The organism is Bacillus aquiflavi (genome assembly GCF_019915265.1).
Lineage (GTDB): Bacteria > Bacillota > Bacilli > Bacillales > Cytobacillaceae > Bacillus_BT > Bacillus_BT aquiflavi.
Genome location: NZ_CP082780.1, coordinates 2,224,055 through 2,240,798, shown reverse-complemented (window position 1 = coordinate 2,240,798; position 16,744 = coordinate 2,224,055). Strand labels below are relative to the sequence as shown.

The 16,744-nt window shown below is 36.1% G+C and carries 19 protein-coding genes and 1 pseudogene; 18 read left to right on the top strand and 2 right to left on the bottom strand.

Features of this window, described 5'->3' with window-relative positions:
* Window positions 1-77 precede the first annotated feature (77 nt).
* Window positions 78-2,636, top strand: a complete 2,559-nt coding sequence (locus K6959_RS10820) for a vitamin B12-dependent ribonucleotide reductase (protein WP_163239278.1) — start codon at window positions 78-80, stop codon at window positions 2,634-2,636.
* Window positions 2,637-2,724: 88 nt separating this feature from the next.
* Window positions 2,725-3,609: a patatin-like phospholipase family protein gene (locus K6959_RS10815; protein WP_163239275.1), complete on the top strand. Its 885-nt coding sequence runs from the start codon at window positions 2,725-2,727 to the stop codon at window positions 3,607-3,609.
* 149 nt (window positions 3,610-3,758) lie between these two features.
* On the opposite strand, the gene K6959_RS10810 is transcribed toward K6959_RS10815, so the two are convergent.
* Window positions 3,759-4,121 carry an SA1362 family protein gene (locus tag K6959_RS10810; RefSeq protein ID WP_246234459.1) on the bottom strand — a complete coding sequence of 121 codons (363 nt, stop codon included), beginning with the start codon at window positions 4,119-4,121 and terminating at the stop codon, window positions 3,759-3,761.
* A 60-nt stretch (window positions 4,122-4,181) separates the two neighbouring features.
* Window positions 4,182-5,123, bottom strand: coding sequence for a DUF1385 domain-containing protein (locus K6959_RS10805; RefSeq protein ID WP_163239269.1), 942 nt, complete (start codon window positions 5,121-5,123; stop codon window positions 4,182-4,184).
* A gap of 231 nt (window positions 5,124-5,354) precedes the next feature.
* Between K6959_RS10805 and K6959_RS19850 the strand changes: the two are divergent.
* The 16 genes and pseudogenes from K6959_RS19850 (at window position 5,355) to accB (ending at window position 16,743) form a co-directional block, all read left to right on the top strand.
* A pseudogene (locus K6959_RS19850) lies at window positions 5,355-5,868 on the top strand (YqhR family membrane protein).
* 67 nt (window positions 5,869-5,935) lie between these two features.
* The gene (gene aroQ / locus K6959_RS10795; RefSeq protein WP_163239263.1) at window positions 5,936-6,415 is read left to right on the top strand and encodes a type II 3-dehydroquinate dehydratase; all 480 of its coding nucleotides are present in this window, start codon (window positions 5,936-5,938) and stop codon (window positions 6,413-6,415) included.
* Window positions 6,387-7,448: a M24 family metallopeptidase gene (locus K6959_RS10790; protein ID WP_223086492.1), complete on the top strand. Its 1,062-nt coding sequence runs from the start codon at window positions 6,387-6,389 to the stop codon at window positions 7,446-7,448. The genes aroQ and K6959_RS10790 overlap by 29 nt, the downstream gene beginning before the upstream one ends.
* Before the next feature lie 24 nt (window positions 7,449-7,472).
* Window positions 7,473-8,030 carry an elongation factor P gene (gene efp, locus K6959_RS10785; RefSeq protein ID WP_163239258.1) on the top strand — a complete coding sequence of 186 codons (558 nt, stop codon included), beginning with the start codon at window positions 7,473-7,475 and terminating at the stop codon, window positions 8,028-8,030.
* Window positions 8,031-8,157: 127 nt separating this feature from the next.
* Window positions 8,158-9,579, top strand: coding sequence for an alkaline phosphatase (locus K6959_RS10780; RefSeq protein WP_262421768.1), 1,422 nt, complete (start codon window positions 8,158-8,160; stop codon window positions 9,577-9,579).
* Between the two features lie 80 nt (window positions 9,580-9,659).
* The gene (locus K6959_RS10775) at window positions 9,660-10,220 is read left to right on the top strand and encodes an NAD(P)/FAD-dependent oxidoreductase (protein ID WP_163239255.1); all 561 of its coding nucleotides are present in this window, start codon (window positions 9,660-9,662) and stop codon (window positions 10,218-10,220) included.
* Between the two features lie 357 nt (window positions 10,221-10,577).
* The gene (spoIIIAA, locus tag K6959_RS10770) at window positions 10,578-11,501 is read left to right on the top strand and encodes a stage III sporulation protein AA (RefSeq protein ID WP_163239252.1); all 924 of its coding nucleotides are present in this window, start codon (window positions 10,578-10,580) and stop codon (window positions 11,499-11,501) included.
* Entirely contained in the window at window positions 11,502-12,017 is a 516-nt protein-coding gene (gene spoIIIAB, locus K6959_RS10765) for a stage III sporulation protein SpoIIIAB (protein ID WP_163239249.1), read from the top strand.
* Window positions 12,018-12,035: 18 nt separating this feature from the next.
* Window positions 12,036-12,242, top strand: a complete 207-nt coding sequence (spoIIIAC, locus tag K6959_RS10760) for a stage III sporulation protein AC (RefSeq protein WP_223086491.1) — start codon at window positions 12,036-12,038, stop codon at window positions 12,240-12,242.
* A gap of 18 nt (window positions 12,243-12,260) precedes the next feature.
* Window positions 12,261-12,650: a stage III sporulation protein AD gene (spoIIIAD, locus tag K6959_RS10755; RefSeq protein ID WP_179959001.1), complete on the top strand. Its 390-nt coding sequence runs from the start codon at window positions 12,261-12,263 to the stop codon at window positions 12,648-12,650.
* 37 nt (window positions 12,651-12,687) lie between these two features.
* Window positions 12,688-13,884, top strand: a complete 1,197-nt coding sequence (gene spoIIIAE, locus K6959_RS10750) for a stage III sporulation protein AE (protein ID WP_223086489.1) — start codon at window positions 12,688-12,690, stop codon at window positions 13,882-13,884.
* 12 nt (window positions 13,885-13,896) lie between these two features.
* Complete coding sequence (gene spoIIIAF, locus K6959_RS19645; protein WP_316252479.1) at window positions 13,897-14,223, top strand: stage III sporulation protein AF; 327 nt, start codon at window positions 13,897-13,899, stop codon at window positions 14,221-14,223.
* Window positions 14,213-14,536 (top strand): stage III sporulation protein AF, encoded by a 324-nt coding sequence (locus K6959_RS19640; protein ID WP_316252478.1) that lies wholly within the window; start codon window positions 14,213-14,215, stop codon window positions 14,534-14,536. The genes spoIIIAF and K6959_RS19640 overlap by 11 nt, the downstream gene beginning before the upstream one ends.
* A complete protein-coding gene (gene spoIIIAG, locus K6959_RS10740; protein WP_163239240.1) occupies window positions 14,523-15,182 on the top strand; it encodes a stage III sporulation protein AG in 660 nt (219 codons plus the stop codon). Before K6959_RS19640 ends, spoIIIAG begins: the two co-directional genes overlap by 14 nt.
* A 4-nt stretch (window positions 15,183-15,186) precedes the next feature.
* On the top strand, window positions 15,187-15,750 hold the full coding sequence (locus K6959_RS10735) for a SpoIIIAH-like family protein (RefSeq protein WP_223086488.1): 564 nt from the start codon (window positions 15,187-15,189) through the stop codon (window positions 15,748-15,750).
* Window positions 15,751-16,233: 483 nt separating this feature from the next.
* Window positions 16,234-16,743 (top strand): acetyl-CoA carboxylase biotin carboxyl carrier protein, encoded by a 510-nt coding sequence (gene accB, locus K6959_RS10730; protein WP_223086486.1) that lies wholly within the window; start codon window positions 16,234-16,236, stop codon window positions 16,741-16,743.
* Window position 16,744: the final 1 nt, after the last annotated feature.

Sequence of the window (16,744 nt, the reverse complement as noted above, 5' to 3'; positions counted from 1 at the left end):
AAATTTAGGGTACTTTAAAAAAAGCCTATTTATATAGTGCATGAATGATTGATTTTATGATAAAGGGGTTGTAAGTCTTGACTGTTGCGTTAAATCGAAACATGAGTATTAATTTTAAACGGCTTAATAAAGATATTGGTTTATTCCCTCAAGTTCATCCAATAACCGAAGATATGAAAATTACACATAAAGGGGTATCACGCCTCGTAATGCTTGATCGGTACACGTTCAAAGATACTGAAAAAATTACACTTACTGAAGGGGATTTTGTCGTATTAACGATTAAAGAAGATCCTAAGTTCCCAGCAAGAGGTCTTGGATTTATACTTGAAATTGACTGGGAGAATAAAGCTGCTACTGTTTTAGTAAACGAAGAATTCCGCGGAGTGCTTGATGATCCTAAGGAAGCGAACACTGGTGTCATAAAGCGCAGTCTCGATGTAATAGAAAAACCGCTGGAGCTCTTTTATGAGCAAATTGCAAAACGTAACGCAACAGGCTTGGCAGCGGTAGAAAAAACAGAAGAAAAACGAAAAGAATGGTTTGAAAAATTTTATCATGAGCTAGTCGGTTTGAATTTTATTCCAGCTGGTCGGGTTTTATATGGGGCTGGCGCAGAGACAGATGTAACTTATTTTAATTGTTACGTGATGCCATTTCCAAAAGATTCCCGAGAAGGGATTGGCGAGCATCGCAATAAAGTAATGGAAATTATGAGTCGAGGCGGAGGTGTCGGGACGAATGGAAGTACACTGCGTCCACGCAACTCATTAGCGCGAGGAGTTAACGGTAAGTCAAGCGGATCAGTTTCTTGGATGAATGATATTGCGCAGTTAACTCATTTAGTTGAACAAGGAGGTTCAAGAAGAGGAGCACAGATGCTCATGCTTGCTGATTGGCATCCAGATATTATTGAATTTATTATTTCTAAAATGCAAAATCCAAGAATTTTACGTTTCTTAATAGAAAACACAAAAGATGAAACGATTAAGAAACATGCTAAGGACAAGCTGAAGTTCACGCCGCTAACAGCGCAGGAGCAAGCAATGTACCAAGGAATCGCAAATTATAAAAACATTCCAGGCTATGGCGGATTTAATGAAAAGATTATAAAAGAAGCAGAAGAAAAATTAACGACTGGCGGTACATATGCCGTTCATAATCCAGAATTTTTAACAGGTGCTAATATTTCAGTATGTTTAACGAGAGAGTTTATGGAAGCGGTCGAAAACGATGCAGAATATGAACTGCGCTTCCCAGACGTTGAAGGTTATACAGATGATGAAATGAAGCATTACAATGAAGAGTGGCACAAAATTGGAGATGTACGCGAGTGGGAAAAGCTTGGCCATAAAGTTCGCGTTTATAAAAAAATAAACGCGATTGAACTGTGGAATTTAATTAACATATGTGCAACTTATTCCGCTGAACCAGGCATTTTCTTTATTGACAATGCAAACGAGATGACAAATGCTAAAAGCTACGGACAAAAAGTAGTTGCAACAAATCCATGTGGAGAACAGCCGCTTGCACCTTATTCTGTCTGTAATTTAGCAGCAGTCAATTTAGCAGAAATGGCGGATAAAGAGACGAAAACCGTTAATTATGAAAAATTAAAGAAGACAGTAGAAATTGGTGTAAGAATGCAGGATAACGTCATTGATGCTACACCATACTTCCTTGAAGAAAATAAACAGCAAGCACTCGGTGAGCGTCGCGTTGGATTAGGTGTTATGGGGCTTCACGACTTACTCATTTATTGCGAGACAGAATATGGTTCTACAGAAGGAAATGCACTTGTTGATAAAGTATTTGAAACGATTGCGACGACAGCTTATGAATCATCAGTTAAGCTTGCTAAGGAGAAGGGGAGCTTCCCATTTTTAATTGGTAAAACAGAAAAAGAGACAAGCCTTTTACGCAAGGCGTTTGTCAATACTGGTTACATGAAGAAAATGCCTGAACATATTCGGGAAAATATTTTAGCTAACGGTATCCGTAATTCTCATCTATTGACAGTTGCACCGACTGGAAGCACAGGAACAATGGTTGGCGTTTCAACAGGACTTGAACCGTACTTTTCATTTTCTTACTATCGAAGCGGTCGTCTAGGTAAATTTATTGAAGTAAAAGCCGATATCGTTCAAGAATATTTAAACGAGAATCCAAATGCAGATCCAAACAATTTGCCGCATTGGTTTATTACCGCAATGGAATTATCGCCAGAAGCACATGCTGATGTTCAATGTATCATTCAGCGCTGGATTGACAGTTCAATAAGCAAAACAGTAAATGCACCGAGAGGCTATACAGTTGAACAAGTAGAAAAGGTATATGAGCGTTTATACCGTGGTGGTGCCAAAGGCGGTACTGTCTATGTTGATGGATCTCGAGATACACAAGTATTAACATTAAAAGCAGAAGAAAACAGCTTTGAAGAACAAGATGACTTAGAAAAAAGACGTAAACAGCATGTTGTACTGCTAGATACTATTAGCGATCTTCGCTCAACAGATGTAACGATCGGTTCTGAAGTGGGCAATACATGTCCTGTATGCCGAAAAGGAAAAGTGGAAGAAATGGGCGGCTGTAACACATGTACAAATTGTGGCGCTCAATTAAAATGCGGCTTATAATCTCAATATTTTTAGCTGAAGTGTACTATTTTTCACCTTTGCTGCTTAAAGATGTATCAAAGTAATACATCGACAGGAGTGGCGCAGAATGTTCATAGACGGTGTTTTTTCAGGTGGAGGTATAAAAGCTTTTGCCTTAGTCGGAGCTTTTGAAGAAATAGAGAAGAAAGGCATTCGTTTTAAGCGTGTTGCGGGAACAAGTGCAGGTTCCATTATAGCTGCACTTATTTCTGCAGGCTACTCAAGTAAAGAAATTTTTACTTGTATAGATGAGCTTGATGTCAGTGAATTTCTTGATGTGCGAAACCCGTGGTTGCCAATGCCGATAACAAAATGGATATTAATGTATTGGCATCTTGGTCTTTACAAAGGGAACAAGCTTGAGCAATGGATTGCAGATAAGCTCTCTCAAAAAGGCTTAAAAACATTTGCTGATCTTCCTCTAGATACGTTGAGGGTTATCGCCTCAGATTTAACAAACGGACGTCTTCTAGTTTTACCTGATGACTTAGAAGACTATGGGATCCAGCCTCTCTCCTTTCCAATAGCAAAAGCAATTAGAATGAGCTGTAGCTTGCCGTATTTTTTTGAACCCGTTAAGCTTCGTTCTAGAAAAGGAACGAGTATTATTGTAGATGGCGGAGTATTAAGTAATTTTCCGATGTGGTTATTTGATACTAAAAATACGAAAAAAATTCGACCAGTAATAGGAATAAAGTTAAGTCATAAAATGAGTGAATTCAAACAAAACGATATTAAAAACGCTGTTAAGTTATTTTCTGCTTTATTTGAAACGATGAAAAATGCTCACGATGCTCGGTACATTTCACGCCGACATGAAAAAGATATTATTTTTATTCCGACAGAAGGCGTGTTAACAACAGAATTTCACTTAACAAACGAAAAAAAACACGAACTTTTAAAAATTGGGAGAGAGCATGCCGCTCATTTTTTTAGAACATGGAGTTATTGAGATTATTTTTGCATAAAAAATGTTTGAAAGAATTTCACTTAGCTTGTAGACATAGCTCATATTTTAAATTCCATCAGATTGGTTGAAAATGCTTTTCAGTCGAAGCACGCAATACGGGGTGGAAGCGAAGAATGATGAGAAAATCGAGCTCAAAATAGAGCTCGATTTTTCTTTTTACCTTTTTTTCCTTCAATCACGGTTAAGTGAGCTGCTGATTTTTTCCGTACGGCTATAGGTCTCTTTGGACTCATTGCTTGATTCCTCGGCTCTTTTTTTTGTTTCAAACGTTTAGCGGATTTCCGTGCTGCATTTAAAAATGCTTGTTGCTCTTTACGATTCTCTTTGTTTCCCGTTATATTTTTAACTAAAAAATAAATAATCCCGATTACAATCACGGTAATAAAGATTGATTGGATGAATCCGGTTGGATTATAAATGAAAGTTGAAATAATTCCAATGGCTCCCAATATGATTAGAGAATATACAATGTAAATAGATGTGCGATTTTTCAAGAAAGCCACCTCCATAAAACATAAAAGCATCATCAGCATTATTACCTTTATGAAACTACTTTAAACAATTTCTTCGGTTTTTAAACTTTTTTCTGTTTCTTTTTCCATACGAAGCAGTTCTTTAAAGGAATGAATAGCTACTTCTACTTGATCATCTTTTGGCTCTTTAGTTGTTAACAATTGAAGCCATAGTCCTGGTAAACCTAAATATTTTAGAATTGGAATATGACGAAGCTTATTTGTAAGCTGTAATACTTCAAAAGAAATTCCAAGAACAACTGGAATAAGAGCAAGTCTATTTACAACCCTTACCCATAAAGGTTCAGTTGGGACAAGCATATAGACAAACATGCCGACAATAACTGTAAATAAAATAAAACTACTGCCACATCGATAATGCAGTCGTGACTGTGCTTGAACATTTTCCACTGTTAAGTCTAAATCATTTTCAAATGCGTTGATTACTTTATGCTCAGCACCATGATATTGGAATACTTGTTTAATAATCGGTGTCATGGAAATAAAATAAATGTAAAACAGGAGAAGAATGAGTTTAAAGAAACTTTCAATAAAAATTTGCGCGAAATCTCCTGAAAAAATAGGTCTAGTCAATTCTGCTAAAAAAACCGGAACAAGTGTAAAAATAAACTTGCCAAATAAAAAGGAGAGGACGCCAATAACAGCTACACCTAATATCATTGTTAGCTTTGATCCTTCTTGCTCTTTTATTAAATAATCATCCTCGGGCGCAACATCATATCGTTCTGAAGAAAAATTTAAATGCTTTGATCCGTTTGCACTCGCTTCAATTATCGCAATAATTCCTCGTAAAAAAGGAATTCGCTTAAAATTTGTTAACATCTTATTTGATTTTCGCGGCAAACGGAAATATTCAATTGAACGATCTTTTCTCCGAACGGCAGTAACATAATGATGTTTTCCACCAAACATGACGCCTTCGACGACTGCTTGGCCGCCATAAACGGGCTTTTGATTTGTCATAGAAACTAACACCAACCTATATATCAAATTGCACATACAGCAACCGATAACCACAAAAAACATTAGCTGCATATGTACTTAAGTTTATTTTACTAAAAAAATGCTAAAACCTCTATATTACAGTTTTTAATTATGATGCAAGGTAATAAATGATCATGGACATAATAAGATGAAATGATTAGTAAAAGAGTAACACCGAATGTTTCTATAAAAAAAGGCGGAGGTTTTAAGATGCCGGAAGAACAGCAAAATTTGGAACAAAATCAGCGTGAAGATAAAATGTCTTTTATCGGAAAAACTATTGTAACGGGGTTTATTGCTGGAGTTTTTTGGAGTAGCATCGGTCAAATATGTTATGGATTAAATTTAACGGAAGTTAGTACGAATATGATTTTGGAACCATGGGCAGTCGGCGCTTGGAAAAACAGTTGGCTCGGCATAGTTATTTCAATCCTTCTTATCGGTTTTTTATCGATTGGTGTGGCACTGCTTTATTATGTGTTTTTTTAAAAAAAAATAAAGAGTATGTGGGCGGGAATCGGCTACGGAGTAGCATTATTTTTCCTTGTGTTTCTCATACTGAATCCAATTTTTTCCTGAAGTTGAGCCACTTCGAAAATTAGAAAAAAATTCAATTATTACATTGGTTTGTTTATATATTCTTTACGGTGTTTTTATCGGGTATTCTATTTCATATGAGGAAAATGAATTTCATAGTAAAGAAAATAGTCAGACAACATCATAATGAAAGTAGTTTTTCGTAAAAAAGTTATGATAGAATGTAAAAAGAACATTTTTTACGGGAGAAGATCATGAAAAAAATATTATTATTAAATGGTCCTAATTTAAATCTGCTTGGCCAACGAGAGCCAGGTGTTTATGGTCACGAAACGCTAAAAAGCCTTGAGGAAAAAGTGTCTTGCTTCGGAAAAAAATATGAAGTTGAAGTAACATGTTATCAGTCAAATGACGAAGGTGCGTTAATTGATCAACTTCATCGCGCACAAAGTGTAGGCATAGAAGGAGTTGTTTTAAATCCTGGGGCTTTAACTCATTATAGCTATGCTCTTCGTGATGCAATTAGTGGAATTAATATTCCTGTTATTGAAGTACATATTTCAAACATTCATGCCCGTGAATCATTTCGTCACGTGTCAGTAACGGCTCCTGTCACAATTGGCCAAATTGTGGGCCTTGGGATAACAGGATATGAACTGGCAGTCTTAGCTTTATTGGACTACGCAAAAGGGAGAGAGTGTGAAAATGGAGAAACTGAACAAGCTTCGAAGTGAGTTTGACCGGTTTGGAATTGACGGGATGTTAATTACAAGTATGTATAACCGCCGTTATATGACTGGTTTTACCGGTACTGCGGGTGTTGCACTTATAAGTGGGGAAAAAGCAGTGTTTATTACAGACTTTCGTTATGTTGAGCAAGCGTCTAAACAAGCGGAAGGCTATGACATTGTGCAGCACTCAGGTCAAATTGAAAAAGAAATAGGAATTCAAGCAAAAAAACTTGGGATTAACAAGCTTGGTTTTGAAGAAGAACATGTCACTTACGCAAACTACAAGGTATATAAAGAAGTGATTGAGGGACAGCTTATTCCAGTTGCAGAGGTAATTGAAAAGTTACGCTTGATTAAGAATGATTCAGAGATTAAGATATTAAAGGAAGCAGCAGACATTGCTGATGCTGCGTTCAAACATATATTAGATTTCATTCGACCAGGCAAAAGTGAGCTTGAAGTTTCGAATGAACTTGAGTTCTTTATGAGAAAGTGTGGTGCGACATCTTCGTCTTTTGATACTATCGTCGCGTCTGGTTACCGTTCTGCTCTTCCTCACGGGGTTGCAAGTGAGAAAATCATTGAACAAGGTGATTTTGTTACACTTGACTTTGGCGCTTATTATAAAGGCTATGTTTCCGATATAACCCGTACGGTTGCGGTTGGTCAACCTGATGAAAACCTTAAAGAAATTTACAGTATTGTTCTTGAAGCACAGCTTCGAGGAGTCGAAGGGATTAAACCAGGCCTAACAGGTAAAGAAGCCGATGCACTTACAAGAGATTATATTACAGAAAAAAGATACGGACAGTATTTCGGTCATTCAACTGGACATGGAATAGGTTTAGAGGTTCATGAAGGTCCTGGATTATCATCGAGATCGAATACGATTTTAAAGCCCGGAATGGTCGTCACCGTTGAACCTGGAATTTATATACCGGGACATGGCGGGGTGCGAATTGAAGATGATATTGTCATTACAAAGGATCATAATGAAGCATTAACACATTCAACAAAAGAACTTATCATTCTTTAATGAAATAGATTGGGAGGACAAAAGATGATATCTGTTAATGATTTTCGAACAGGATTAACAGTCGAAGTAGATGGAGGTATTTGGCGTGTAATGGATTTCCAACACGTAAAGCCTGGAAAAGGAGCAGCATTTGTTCGTTCTAAGCTTCGCAACCTTCGTACCGGAGCAATTCAAGAAAAAACGTTCCGTGCTGGTGAAAAAGTTGGGAAAGCGCAAATCGACAATCGTAAAATGCAATATTTGTATGCCAGTGGTGATCAGCATGTATTTATGGACACTGAAACATACGAGCAAGTTGAGCTATCACAATCATTTATCGAATACGAATTAAAATTTTTAAAGGAAAACATGGAAGTATACGTGATGATGTACCAAGGAGAAGTAATTGGTATCGAGCTTCCAAACAGTGTTGAGCTTAAAGTAATCGAAACAGAGCCAGGAATTAAAGGTGATACTGCTTCAGGCGGTTCAAAGCCTGCAAAACTTGAAACAGGGATTACTGTTCAAGTGCCTTTCTTTGTTAACGAAGGTGATATCCTTGTTATTAATACAGCAGAAGGTTCATACGTTTCTAGAGCATAACAAATAAAAAGCAGCCGCGGGATGATTCCCGATTCGGTTGCTTTTTTGCATAGATCTCATTTAAAAGTAAAAAATAAACCCGAAAAGCTTTGCAATTAATCATCTTTAAATGGAGCCGTGATAAAAAGTGGTGCGTATATGTAAGTTATTTATAGCTATCGGGTTATCTGTAAGTATGTTTTTTCATTACACTCAAGTTTCTGCAACCTCTTATCCAGAAGTAAACAACATCCAGCAGGAAGAGCCAAAAGTAAAAAATGTCATTATGATGCTAGGAGATGGAATGGGAGTCGGCCAGCTAGAAATAGCCAGACTGCTTGAGCATGGAAAGGAAGGTTCTTTATTTATTGAGACCCTGCCGCATGTAGCTTTAATGCGTACTTATTCTAATAATAATTTTGTGACAGATTCTGCGGCTGGTGGAACAGGTATTGCGACAAGCGTTAAAACGAATAATGGAATGATTGGCGTAAAACCGAACGGAAAAGAAGTTAAAAGTATTTTAGATGCGTTTCAACATGCTGGAAAAAAAGTCGGAATTATTTCAAATAATACAGTAACAGATGCAACACCTGCTTCTTTTACCGGGAGTACTACAGATCGTTGGAATGGCCAGGAAAAGATTGCGAGAGAAATGCTAAAAAATAAATATGATGTCATTTTAGGCGGCGGCTCTATATATTTTTCACCAGAAAAAAAGAAAGGGATCGATTTAATTTCAAAGTTTAAGGAAGAAGGCTATGCTTTTGTACATGATAAAACATCGTTGAAAAAAGTGAAAAATCCAGAACGGCTTCTCGGATTATTTCACCCGACCTATATGAATTATAAACTTGATTATGAACAAAAGAAAAGTAATGAACCATCTTTAATCGAAATGACAGAGACAGCTTTAAATGTACTCTCTACGAATGAAAAAGGTTTTTTCCTTATGGTAGAAGGAGCACGGATTGACCATGCAGCACATGCTGCCGATGCTACAGGTGTATGGAAAGAGACAATCGAGTTTGATAATACAGTAAAGGCAACTGTTAATTGGGCAAAAAAGCGGGATGATACATTAGTTATTGTCCTTGCTGATCATGAAACAATGGGAATGGCAGCGAGCGAGCCAATGGATATTGAAGGTTTAAAGAAAATTAAGGCTTCATCCGAGTTTATTGCTCATAAGCTAAAAATAGATAAAAACACGGGTAATTATCCCGCAGACAATATGAAAAAAATTTTAAAACAATATGCTCATATTGATATTTCCGATGATGAAGTGGAACAGTTTAATGAAAATGTAAAAAGAAGTTCTCAAGTCGGAATTTATCCTCAGTATGCTGTAACTTGGGAAATTGGCAGTTTAATTGCAGCACACTATAATGTTGGCGTCATGAGTCGTGATGTAAGAGCAAAGAGTAACACTACGAGCGGTCATTCAGGGAATATGGTGCCTATTTTTGCTTATGGCCCTAGTGCAGATCGGTTTGATGGTGTCCTTGATAATACAGATATTTCAAAAATGATTGGAGAAATATCAGGCGTTCCTTTCATAAAACGATGATCGGAAGCTGTTTTCTTTACATTAATTATCATTATTCCTATAATGTAATTGTTTTAAAGATGATGAAGGGAGAGAGTTGAATGTATGATGTAGCAGTAATCGGTGCGGGTCCTACAGGTGGGAGTGCAGCTTTATTCGCAGCAAAAGCTGGAAAAAAGACAGTTGTTTTTGATAATGGGAAAAGTATTACAACAAGAGCGTGGATGGAAAATCACTATGGAGTAAAAGAACTTAGCGGCCCTGATATGATCAAGATTGGAAAAGAACAAGTGTTAAAATTCGGAGGTAACATTGTTGAAGCAACCGTTGAAAACATTGAAAAAAGCGAAAACGGTTTCATTTTAAAAACGGACAATAGGGATTTTACAGCGAAGCATGTTATTTTTGCAACAGGCTTATCTGTAGATTTAGCAGAAAAAATCGGCTTAAAGTTAAAAGATGGAACAGAACCAAGAGTAAAGACGATTATCGATGTAGATAGTTACGGTAGAACAAACATTGATGGCATTTGGGCAGCAGGAATGGGAGCAGGTAAAGGGTTCCATACAATTATTACTGCTGGGGACGGTGCAAATGTCGCTGTAAATGTAATTTCAGAGTTAAATGGACAACGTTATGTAGATCACGATGTTTTAAAATAAATGAATATATAACATCGCCATAATAAAAAAGCAGTGATTCTTTACTAGCCTCACTGCTTATTTCGTTGAAGCCATATCCTCAAGATTCGAGGAGCCAAGTCATGATGCGGAAGCGAATAGAACAAATCGTTTATAAGTTCTGTTTATCAAACAATTAGGCAGTGATTCTTTTATTGGGATCACTGCCTTTTTCTATTCAAGTATGGAACAATTGAGAGATTCAATTCACTCTACTTTGCATTCGTGTTTCACAAAATAAAGTCATAATGTGACCAAGCAGGCATATATTTTAACTAGTGAATTAGACAAGTCTTCCTTTTATTTTATTAAAAAAGTCAGCTTGTAGGAGGAGTTATGATGGAATCCATTCGAACTATTTTACCGAAAAAAATTGCTGAACAGCTTGGAAAAACTTCTCCCTATTTAACAGAAGGAATCGAAGAAATCCGTATTCGCATTAACCGACCACTAGAGATAACAAAAAAAGGAACCCCGTTTTTTCTTTCGTACATTGTGCAGCAAGAAGATGCTCTTCACCTCTTAAATAAAATTAGTCAATTCTCAATTTATACGTTAGAGGAAGAGTTAAAACGTGGCTATATTACAATTGCGGGCGGTCATCGAATCGGTTTAGCTGGAAAAGTTATTTTGGAAAATGGAAATGTTAAAGCAATACGTGATATTTCCTCGTTTAATATTCGAGTTGCGAAGGAGCAAATAGGAATAGCTGATCAATTAATTCCCTTTTTATATGATAACGGCTGGTATCATACAATGATTATCGGTCCTCCGCAAACAGGAAAAACAACTCTTCTGCGGGATATCGCTAGAATCGTCTCAACAGGGTCATCGAAATATCAATTTTCTCCATTCAAAGTGGGGATCGTTGATGAACGATCTGAAATTGCCGGTTGTGTATCGGGTATTCCTCAGTTGACATTTGGTCCAAGGATCGATGTTTTAGATGCTTGCCCAAAAGTAGAAGGAATGATGATGCTTATTCGTTCAATGAGTCCAGATGTACTAATTGTTGATGAAATAGGTCGAAAGGCGGACAGTGAGGCGATTATGGAGGCAGTGAATGCAGGAATTAAATTGATCATGACGACTCATGGAGCTTCTTTTGAAGAAATTAAGAAGCGTCCATCCTTAAAGCCAATTTTAGATCAAGGCATTTTTGAGCGATTTATTGAATTAAGTCGTCAACATGGTCCAGGGACAGTAACGAGTATAAAGGATATCAATGGCATAGAGATTAGTCAAAAAGTGAGAGTGACATAAATGATTAAATTAATGGGGGCGGTTGTTATTTTAATTGCGACAACATGGACGGGCTTTGAAGCTTCTCGTCATCTTAATGAACGGCCGCGACAACTTAGACAGCTGAAGTCAGCTTTACAAACATTAGAAGCTGAAATTATGTTCGGTCATACCCCTCTTCACGAAGCTGCCAGACGATTAGCTTCCCAAACACCGAAGCCGTTATCATGGTTTTTTGAAGTATTTGCAAATAAATTGACTAAATGTGAAACAACTGTAAAAGCAGCCTGGGACGAAAGCTTGCAGGAAACTTGGAAACTGACTGCTTTTAAAAGAGGCGAGTTAGAAATTATGAAGCAATTTGGCGAAACACTCGGCAGACATGACCGCATTTCTCAGCAAAAGCAAATTATGTTGACATTGTCTCATTTAGAAAGAGAAGAGATGGATGCACGAGATAAACAAATAAAATATGAAAAAATGGTCAAAAGTCTAGGGTTTTTGTCCGGTCTCTTAATCATCATCTTACTTATGTAGCATTTAGGAGGAGAACGAATGGGTTTAGAGGTTGATGTCATCTTTAAAATTGCGGGTGTCGGCATTGTTGTTGCATTTTTACACACAATTTTAGATCAAGTTGGGAAGAAAGAATATGCCCAATGGGTTACCCTGTTTGGCTTTATATATATATTATTTATGGTTGCCTCCATTGTTGGTGACTTATTTCAAAAGATTAAATCCGTATTCCTGTTTCAAGGTTAGTTAAAGGAGGGTTTTGTCATTGAAATTATTCAAATTGTTGGCATCGCATTAGTGTCAACATTTCTTGCGTTAATCGTCAAAGAACAAAAGCCTAATTTTGCCTTCCTTTTAGTTGTATTTGTCGGTTGTACAATCTTCCTTTTTGTCGTTGATAAAATTTATGAAATTATTCATATGATTGAAAGAATTGCTGTCAATGCAAAAATAAATATCGTCTATGTCGAAACGATTTTAAAAATTATTGGCATTGCTTATATTGCTGAATTTGCAGCTCAAATAACGAAGGATGCCGGTCAAGGTGCTATTGCATCAAAAATCGAACTAGGTGGAAAAATATTAATTTTAGCAATGGCGATCCCGATTTTAACAGTTATGATCGAGACAATTATCCAATTAATCCCGAATTAGTTCTACAAGTAATCCCCTTTGTAAACGAGGTGAAAAAATGAAGCAACGGTGCCAGCTCATTTTCGTTACTACGTTTCTATTGTGTTTAGCTAGTGCTCAATTTGTCCAAGCATCCCCAGAAACCGAGGAAGATGCTGTAAATGCAGACATAGTAGATTCGCAGCTTGAAAGCTTAGAAATGGACGAGCTTAAATTGTTTTGGGAAAATATCATAAACGAATATGGTGGTTTTTTGCCAGAAAGCCAAAAAAGGAGTCTTTACGATTTTATAAAAACAGAAAAAAAAAAAAGCTTTTCTTTGAAGGAATGGTTTACGGGTGGATTAAAGTTTGCGTTTCATGAGTTTATAGTAAATGGAAAATTACTAGGAACATTAATTATGCTTACTATTTTTAGTATGTTTTTACAATCCTTACAAAACTCCTTTGAAAAAAGCACAATCAGTAAAGCCGCCTATGCAGTCGTATTTATGGTTTTAATTATCATTGCATTAAATAGCTTTAAGGTTGCCATTCAGTATGCAAGTGAAGCAATCGATTCAATGGTACAGTTTATTCTTGCGTTAATTCCGTTGTTATTAGCGTTAATTGCTTCGTCAGGGGGAATTGTGACGTCCTCCTTTTTCCATCCGGTTATTTTATTTTTAATGAATACAAGCGGCTTATTTATTCAGTATATTGTATTGCCGTTATTATTTTTGGCAGTTATGTTAAGTATTGTAAGTACTATGACTGAAGAATATAAAGTTACTAAACTAGCACAATTTTTAAGGAATTGGAGCATTGGATTATTAGGATTATTTTTTACAATCTTTATTGGTGTTGTTTCTGTACAAGGTGCTTCAGCAGCAATAACAGACGGTGTGGCGATTAGAACTGCGAAATTTATCACTGGGAACTTTATCCCGGTTATCGGAAAAATGTTTACTGATGCAACTGATACAGTCGTTAACGCCTCTGTCCTTTTAAAAAATACAATTGGAATTGTCGGCATGATCATACTCCTTCTTATGACTGCCTTCCCTGCGATAAAAATATTAATGATTGCATTTATTTATAAATTTTCCGCAGCGATTTTACAGCCGTTAGGAGGAGGAGCCATTATTTCTTGTTTAGATATTATTAGTAAAAGTGTGCTCTACGTTTTTGCTGCTTTGGCTATTGTCTCCCTTATGTTCTTCTTAAGCTTGACTGTTATTATTTCAGCAGGAAATTTAACAATGATGGTGAGATAGGGGGAAGAGGGGATGGACGTTATTAAGGAATGGGTGACAAATATCATTTTATTTATATTAATAGCAACGATTATTGACATGCTTCTACCAAATTCTGCTTTAAGAAAATATACAAAAATGGTAACAGGTCTACTTTTGATCGCTGTTATTCTTACACCTGTTTTTAATATATTTTCAAATGATTTTGAAAAAACATTAGCATCTATTTCCAAAATTGACCTTAACAAAGGAAATGGGATGGAAAATTTAATAGAAATGAAGAAAAAAGAAATACAAGCCTCTCAACATGCATATATATGTAGAACAAAAATGGGCTGTCCAATTAAAAATGGACGTTGAAGAGGAGTTGATAAAACAGTACGGGTTAGAGATTGTCAAGATTGATTTTTTAACAGATCAAAGCAAACGTGAGGCCTTCCCGGAAAACATTGATAAATTAATAGTCTTGCTTCAGGAGCCCCAAGAAGGAAACAGAGCAATTGAAGCCGTGAAAAAAATTGATATTAATACAAAAGCGCCGCTTCAGTCACAACAGGAAACAAATACAGAAACAAGTGTTGCAAAACTCCTTGCAAAAAGATGGGATATAGATGAAAAAATAGTCCAAGTCGTGTTAGAAGGAGGGATAGCTAAGGAGGATGGACAAAGATAAGGGACCATTAACATGGTTAAAAAACCAACTGACAAATTCTAAACAAGGAAAACGCAACAAATATCATTACTTACTTCTCGTCATTTTATTTGGAGCAGCAATTATGTTAATTGGTAATTTAATTCCAAGCGGAAACCAAAAATCGACTGACGATATACCAGTCATAAAAGGTGAAAAAGACATAAAGGAAGAGCTTCCGGCCTTTGGACAAAAAAACAGTAAAGATAATGAAATCATTACTGCTTATGAAAAGGCCTATGAAAATCAATTAAAAGAAGCACTCGAAAAAATGATAGGCGTTGAGGATGTGACTGTTGTTGTAAATATCGATGCAACTGAGAAGAAAGTACTTGAAAAAAACACAGTGACACAATCGCAAACAACTGATGAAACTGATCAAGAAGGAGGGAAACGGAAAGTAGAAGATCAGTCAAAGGACGAACAAGTCGTTATTATCCGTAACGGGGAGAAGGAAGTACCAATCGTGCTTGAAACGAAAAAACCTGAAATTAGAGGTGTTCTTGTTGTAGCCAAAGGTGCCGATCATATTCAAGTGAAAAAATGGATTATCGAAGCTGTTACAAGGGTTCTTGATGTGCCGAGCCATCGAGTAGCTGTAATGCCGAAAAAAACGAAGGAGGAATAAGGAAATGTTATTAAAAAAGCAAACTGTTTGGTTATTAACTATGTTAAGTTTAGTTGTTGTATTATCAGTTTATTATATTACTTCTCCAGAGCCAACAGGAGATCAATTAGCAACAGTTGAAGATGAAAAAGATCAAAAAGCAGGCAAAAAAAATGAAGTCGTTCAAGAAAAAGAAGGTCAAGATCAAGATGCTGAAATTATTTCCAGTCTAGCAGATGACGAAGTGTTTACAGCATTGCGCCTACAATTGCAAGATAAGCGGAGTAAACAAAAGGAAGAATTAACAATTGCGGTAGGTTCACCAGATTTAACTGCTGACGAACGAAATGAAGCACTAGAAGAGATCAAGAAAATAAAAAAAATTGCAGATAAAGAGGTTTACTTAGAAACGATGATTAAGACGCTTGGATATGATGATGCACTTGTTCGTGCCGATGGAGAAGAAGTCATTGTAACAGTAAAAGCGAAGGAGCTTTCTCCATCAGAAGCAAATGAAATTATCCAGCTTGTTTCAAAAGAACTTGGAGAGACCCAACCTGTAGCTGTTGAATTTCATCCAGAAAAATAAAATTAATTTCTTCGCTAAGCATGATAATTTTTCTCCAATGCTTAGCGAAGACTCTTGAAATTGAGACTTGCCCCTATATATGATTATCCTCAAATGAATTCCCTTTAATACTTTAGATTGATCCAGTACGAATCATTATATAGGAATATTTTTTTATGACTTGCCTCGAAATGGTAAATAAATTGTAAAGTAACATTGATTAATTATGATGTAACTAGGATAAAAGATAAGTACTTTACATATATCCGCTTTCATTTTTTTCTACTTTTCAATATTTATCTACGTTTGAAATATAACAAATAAACCCATTATCTCCTTTTAAAAGCTATTCTACAATTATTAAGTGAAGTTTTATAAAAAAAAAAGTCTAAAATTATTCTTTAACCCCACTTCTTTAAAATATTATATTGAGCTTACATAGAAAGTTATTGTATGCTATTAATAGCTAGTCATATAATAACTTTTTTTCAAGGGGTGTATGTAATGTTAAAAGTTCAAGAAATACGTGAACTTATAAAATTAGTTGATCAATCAAGTATTAGTGAGTTTGTTTATGAAATTGATGATGCAAAAAACAAATTAAAGAAAAATACTACTGTTACGACTGTTGAAGCTAAGCCAGCAGTTCAACAAGTAGTTGTGGAAGAAGTAGCAAAACCAAAAGCAGTCGAAGTTCAAGCGGTCAAACAAGAAACAAAAGTTGAAGCAGTAAAGGAAGAAGTCAAGAAGGACGAGACTATTGATACGTCCGACCTTCATAAAGTAACATCACCAATGGTTGGGACATTTTATCAAGCACCATCACCTGATTCAGATCCGTATGTTCAAGTCGGTTCAAAAGTTTCAAATGAAACAATTGTTTGTATCGTTGAAGCGATGAAATTATTTAATGAAATTGAAGCGGAAGTAAACGGAGAAATTGTCGAAATATTAGTTAAAGATGGACAACTTGTTGAATACGGGCAGCCATTATTTTTAGTAAAGCCTGAATAAG

What these genes read in the sequence shown, in the direction of transcription:
- K6959_RS10815 (WP_163239275.1), top strand. Translation starts at nt 2,725, where the DNA reads ATGTTCATAGACGGTGTTTTTTCAGGTGGAGGTATAAAAGCTTTTGCC.
- K6959_RS10805 (WP_163239269.1), bottom strand. Translation starts at nt 5,123, where the DNA reads ATGACAAATCAAAAGCCCGTTTATGGCGGCCAAGCAGTCGTCGAAGGC.
- aroQ (WP_163239263.1), top strand. Translation starts at nt 5,936, where the DNA reads ATGAAAAAAATATTATTATTAAATGGTCCTAATTTAAATCTGCTTGGC.
- K6959_RS10790 (WP_223086492.1), top strand. Translation starts at nt 6,387, where the DNA reads ATGGAGAAACTGAACAAGCTTCGAAGTGAGTTTGACCGGTTTGGAATT.
- efp (WP_163239258.1), top strand. Translation starts at nt 7,473, where the DNA reads ATGATATCTGTTAATGATTTTCGAACAGGATTAACAGTCGAAGTAGAT.
- K6959_RS10775 (WP_163239255.1), top strand. Translation starts at nt 9,660, where the DNA reads ATGTATGATGTAGCAGTAATCGGTGCGGGTCCTACAGGTGGGAGTGCA.
- spoIIIAA (WP_163239252.1), top strand. Translation starts at nt 10,578, where the DNA reads ATGGAATCCATTCGAACTATTTTACCGAAAAAAATTGCTGAACAGCTT.
- spoIIIAB (WP_163239249.1), top strand. Translation starts at nt 11,502, where the DNA reads ATGATTAAATTAATGGGGGCGGTTGTTATTTTAATTGCGACAACATGG.
- spoIIIAC (WP_223086491.1), top strand. Translation starts at nt 12,036, where the DNA reads ATGGGTTTAGAGGTTGATGTCATCTTTAAAATTGCGGGTGTCGGCATT.
- spoIIIAE (WP_223086489.1), top strand. Translation starts at nt 12,688, where the DNA reads ATGAAGCAACGGTGCCAGCTCATTTTCGTTACTACGTTTCTATTGTGT.
- spoIIIAF (WP_316252479.1), top strand. Translation starts at nt 13,897, where the DNA reads ATGGACGTTATTAAGGAATGGGTGACAAATATCATTTTATTTATATTA.
- K6959_RS19640 (WP_316252478.1), top strand. Translation starts at nt 14,213, where the DNA reads ATGGACGTTGAAGAGGAGTTGATAAAACAGTACGGGTTAGAGATTGTC.
- spoIIIAG (WP_163239240.1), top strand. Translation starts at nt 14,523, where the DNA reads ATGGACAAAGATAAGGGACCATTAACATGGTTAAAAAACCAACTGACA.
- K6959_RS10735 (WP_223086488.1), top strand. Translation starts at nt 15,187, where the DNA reads ATGTTATTAAAAAAGCAAACTGTTTGGTTATTAACTATGTTAAGTTTA.
- accB (WP_223086486.1), top strand. Translation starts at nt 16,234, where the DNA reads ATGTTAAAAGTTCAAGAAATACGTGAACTTATAAAATTAGTTGATCAA.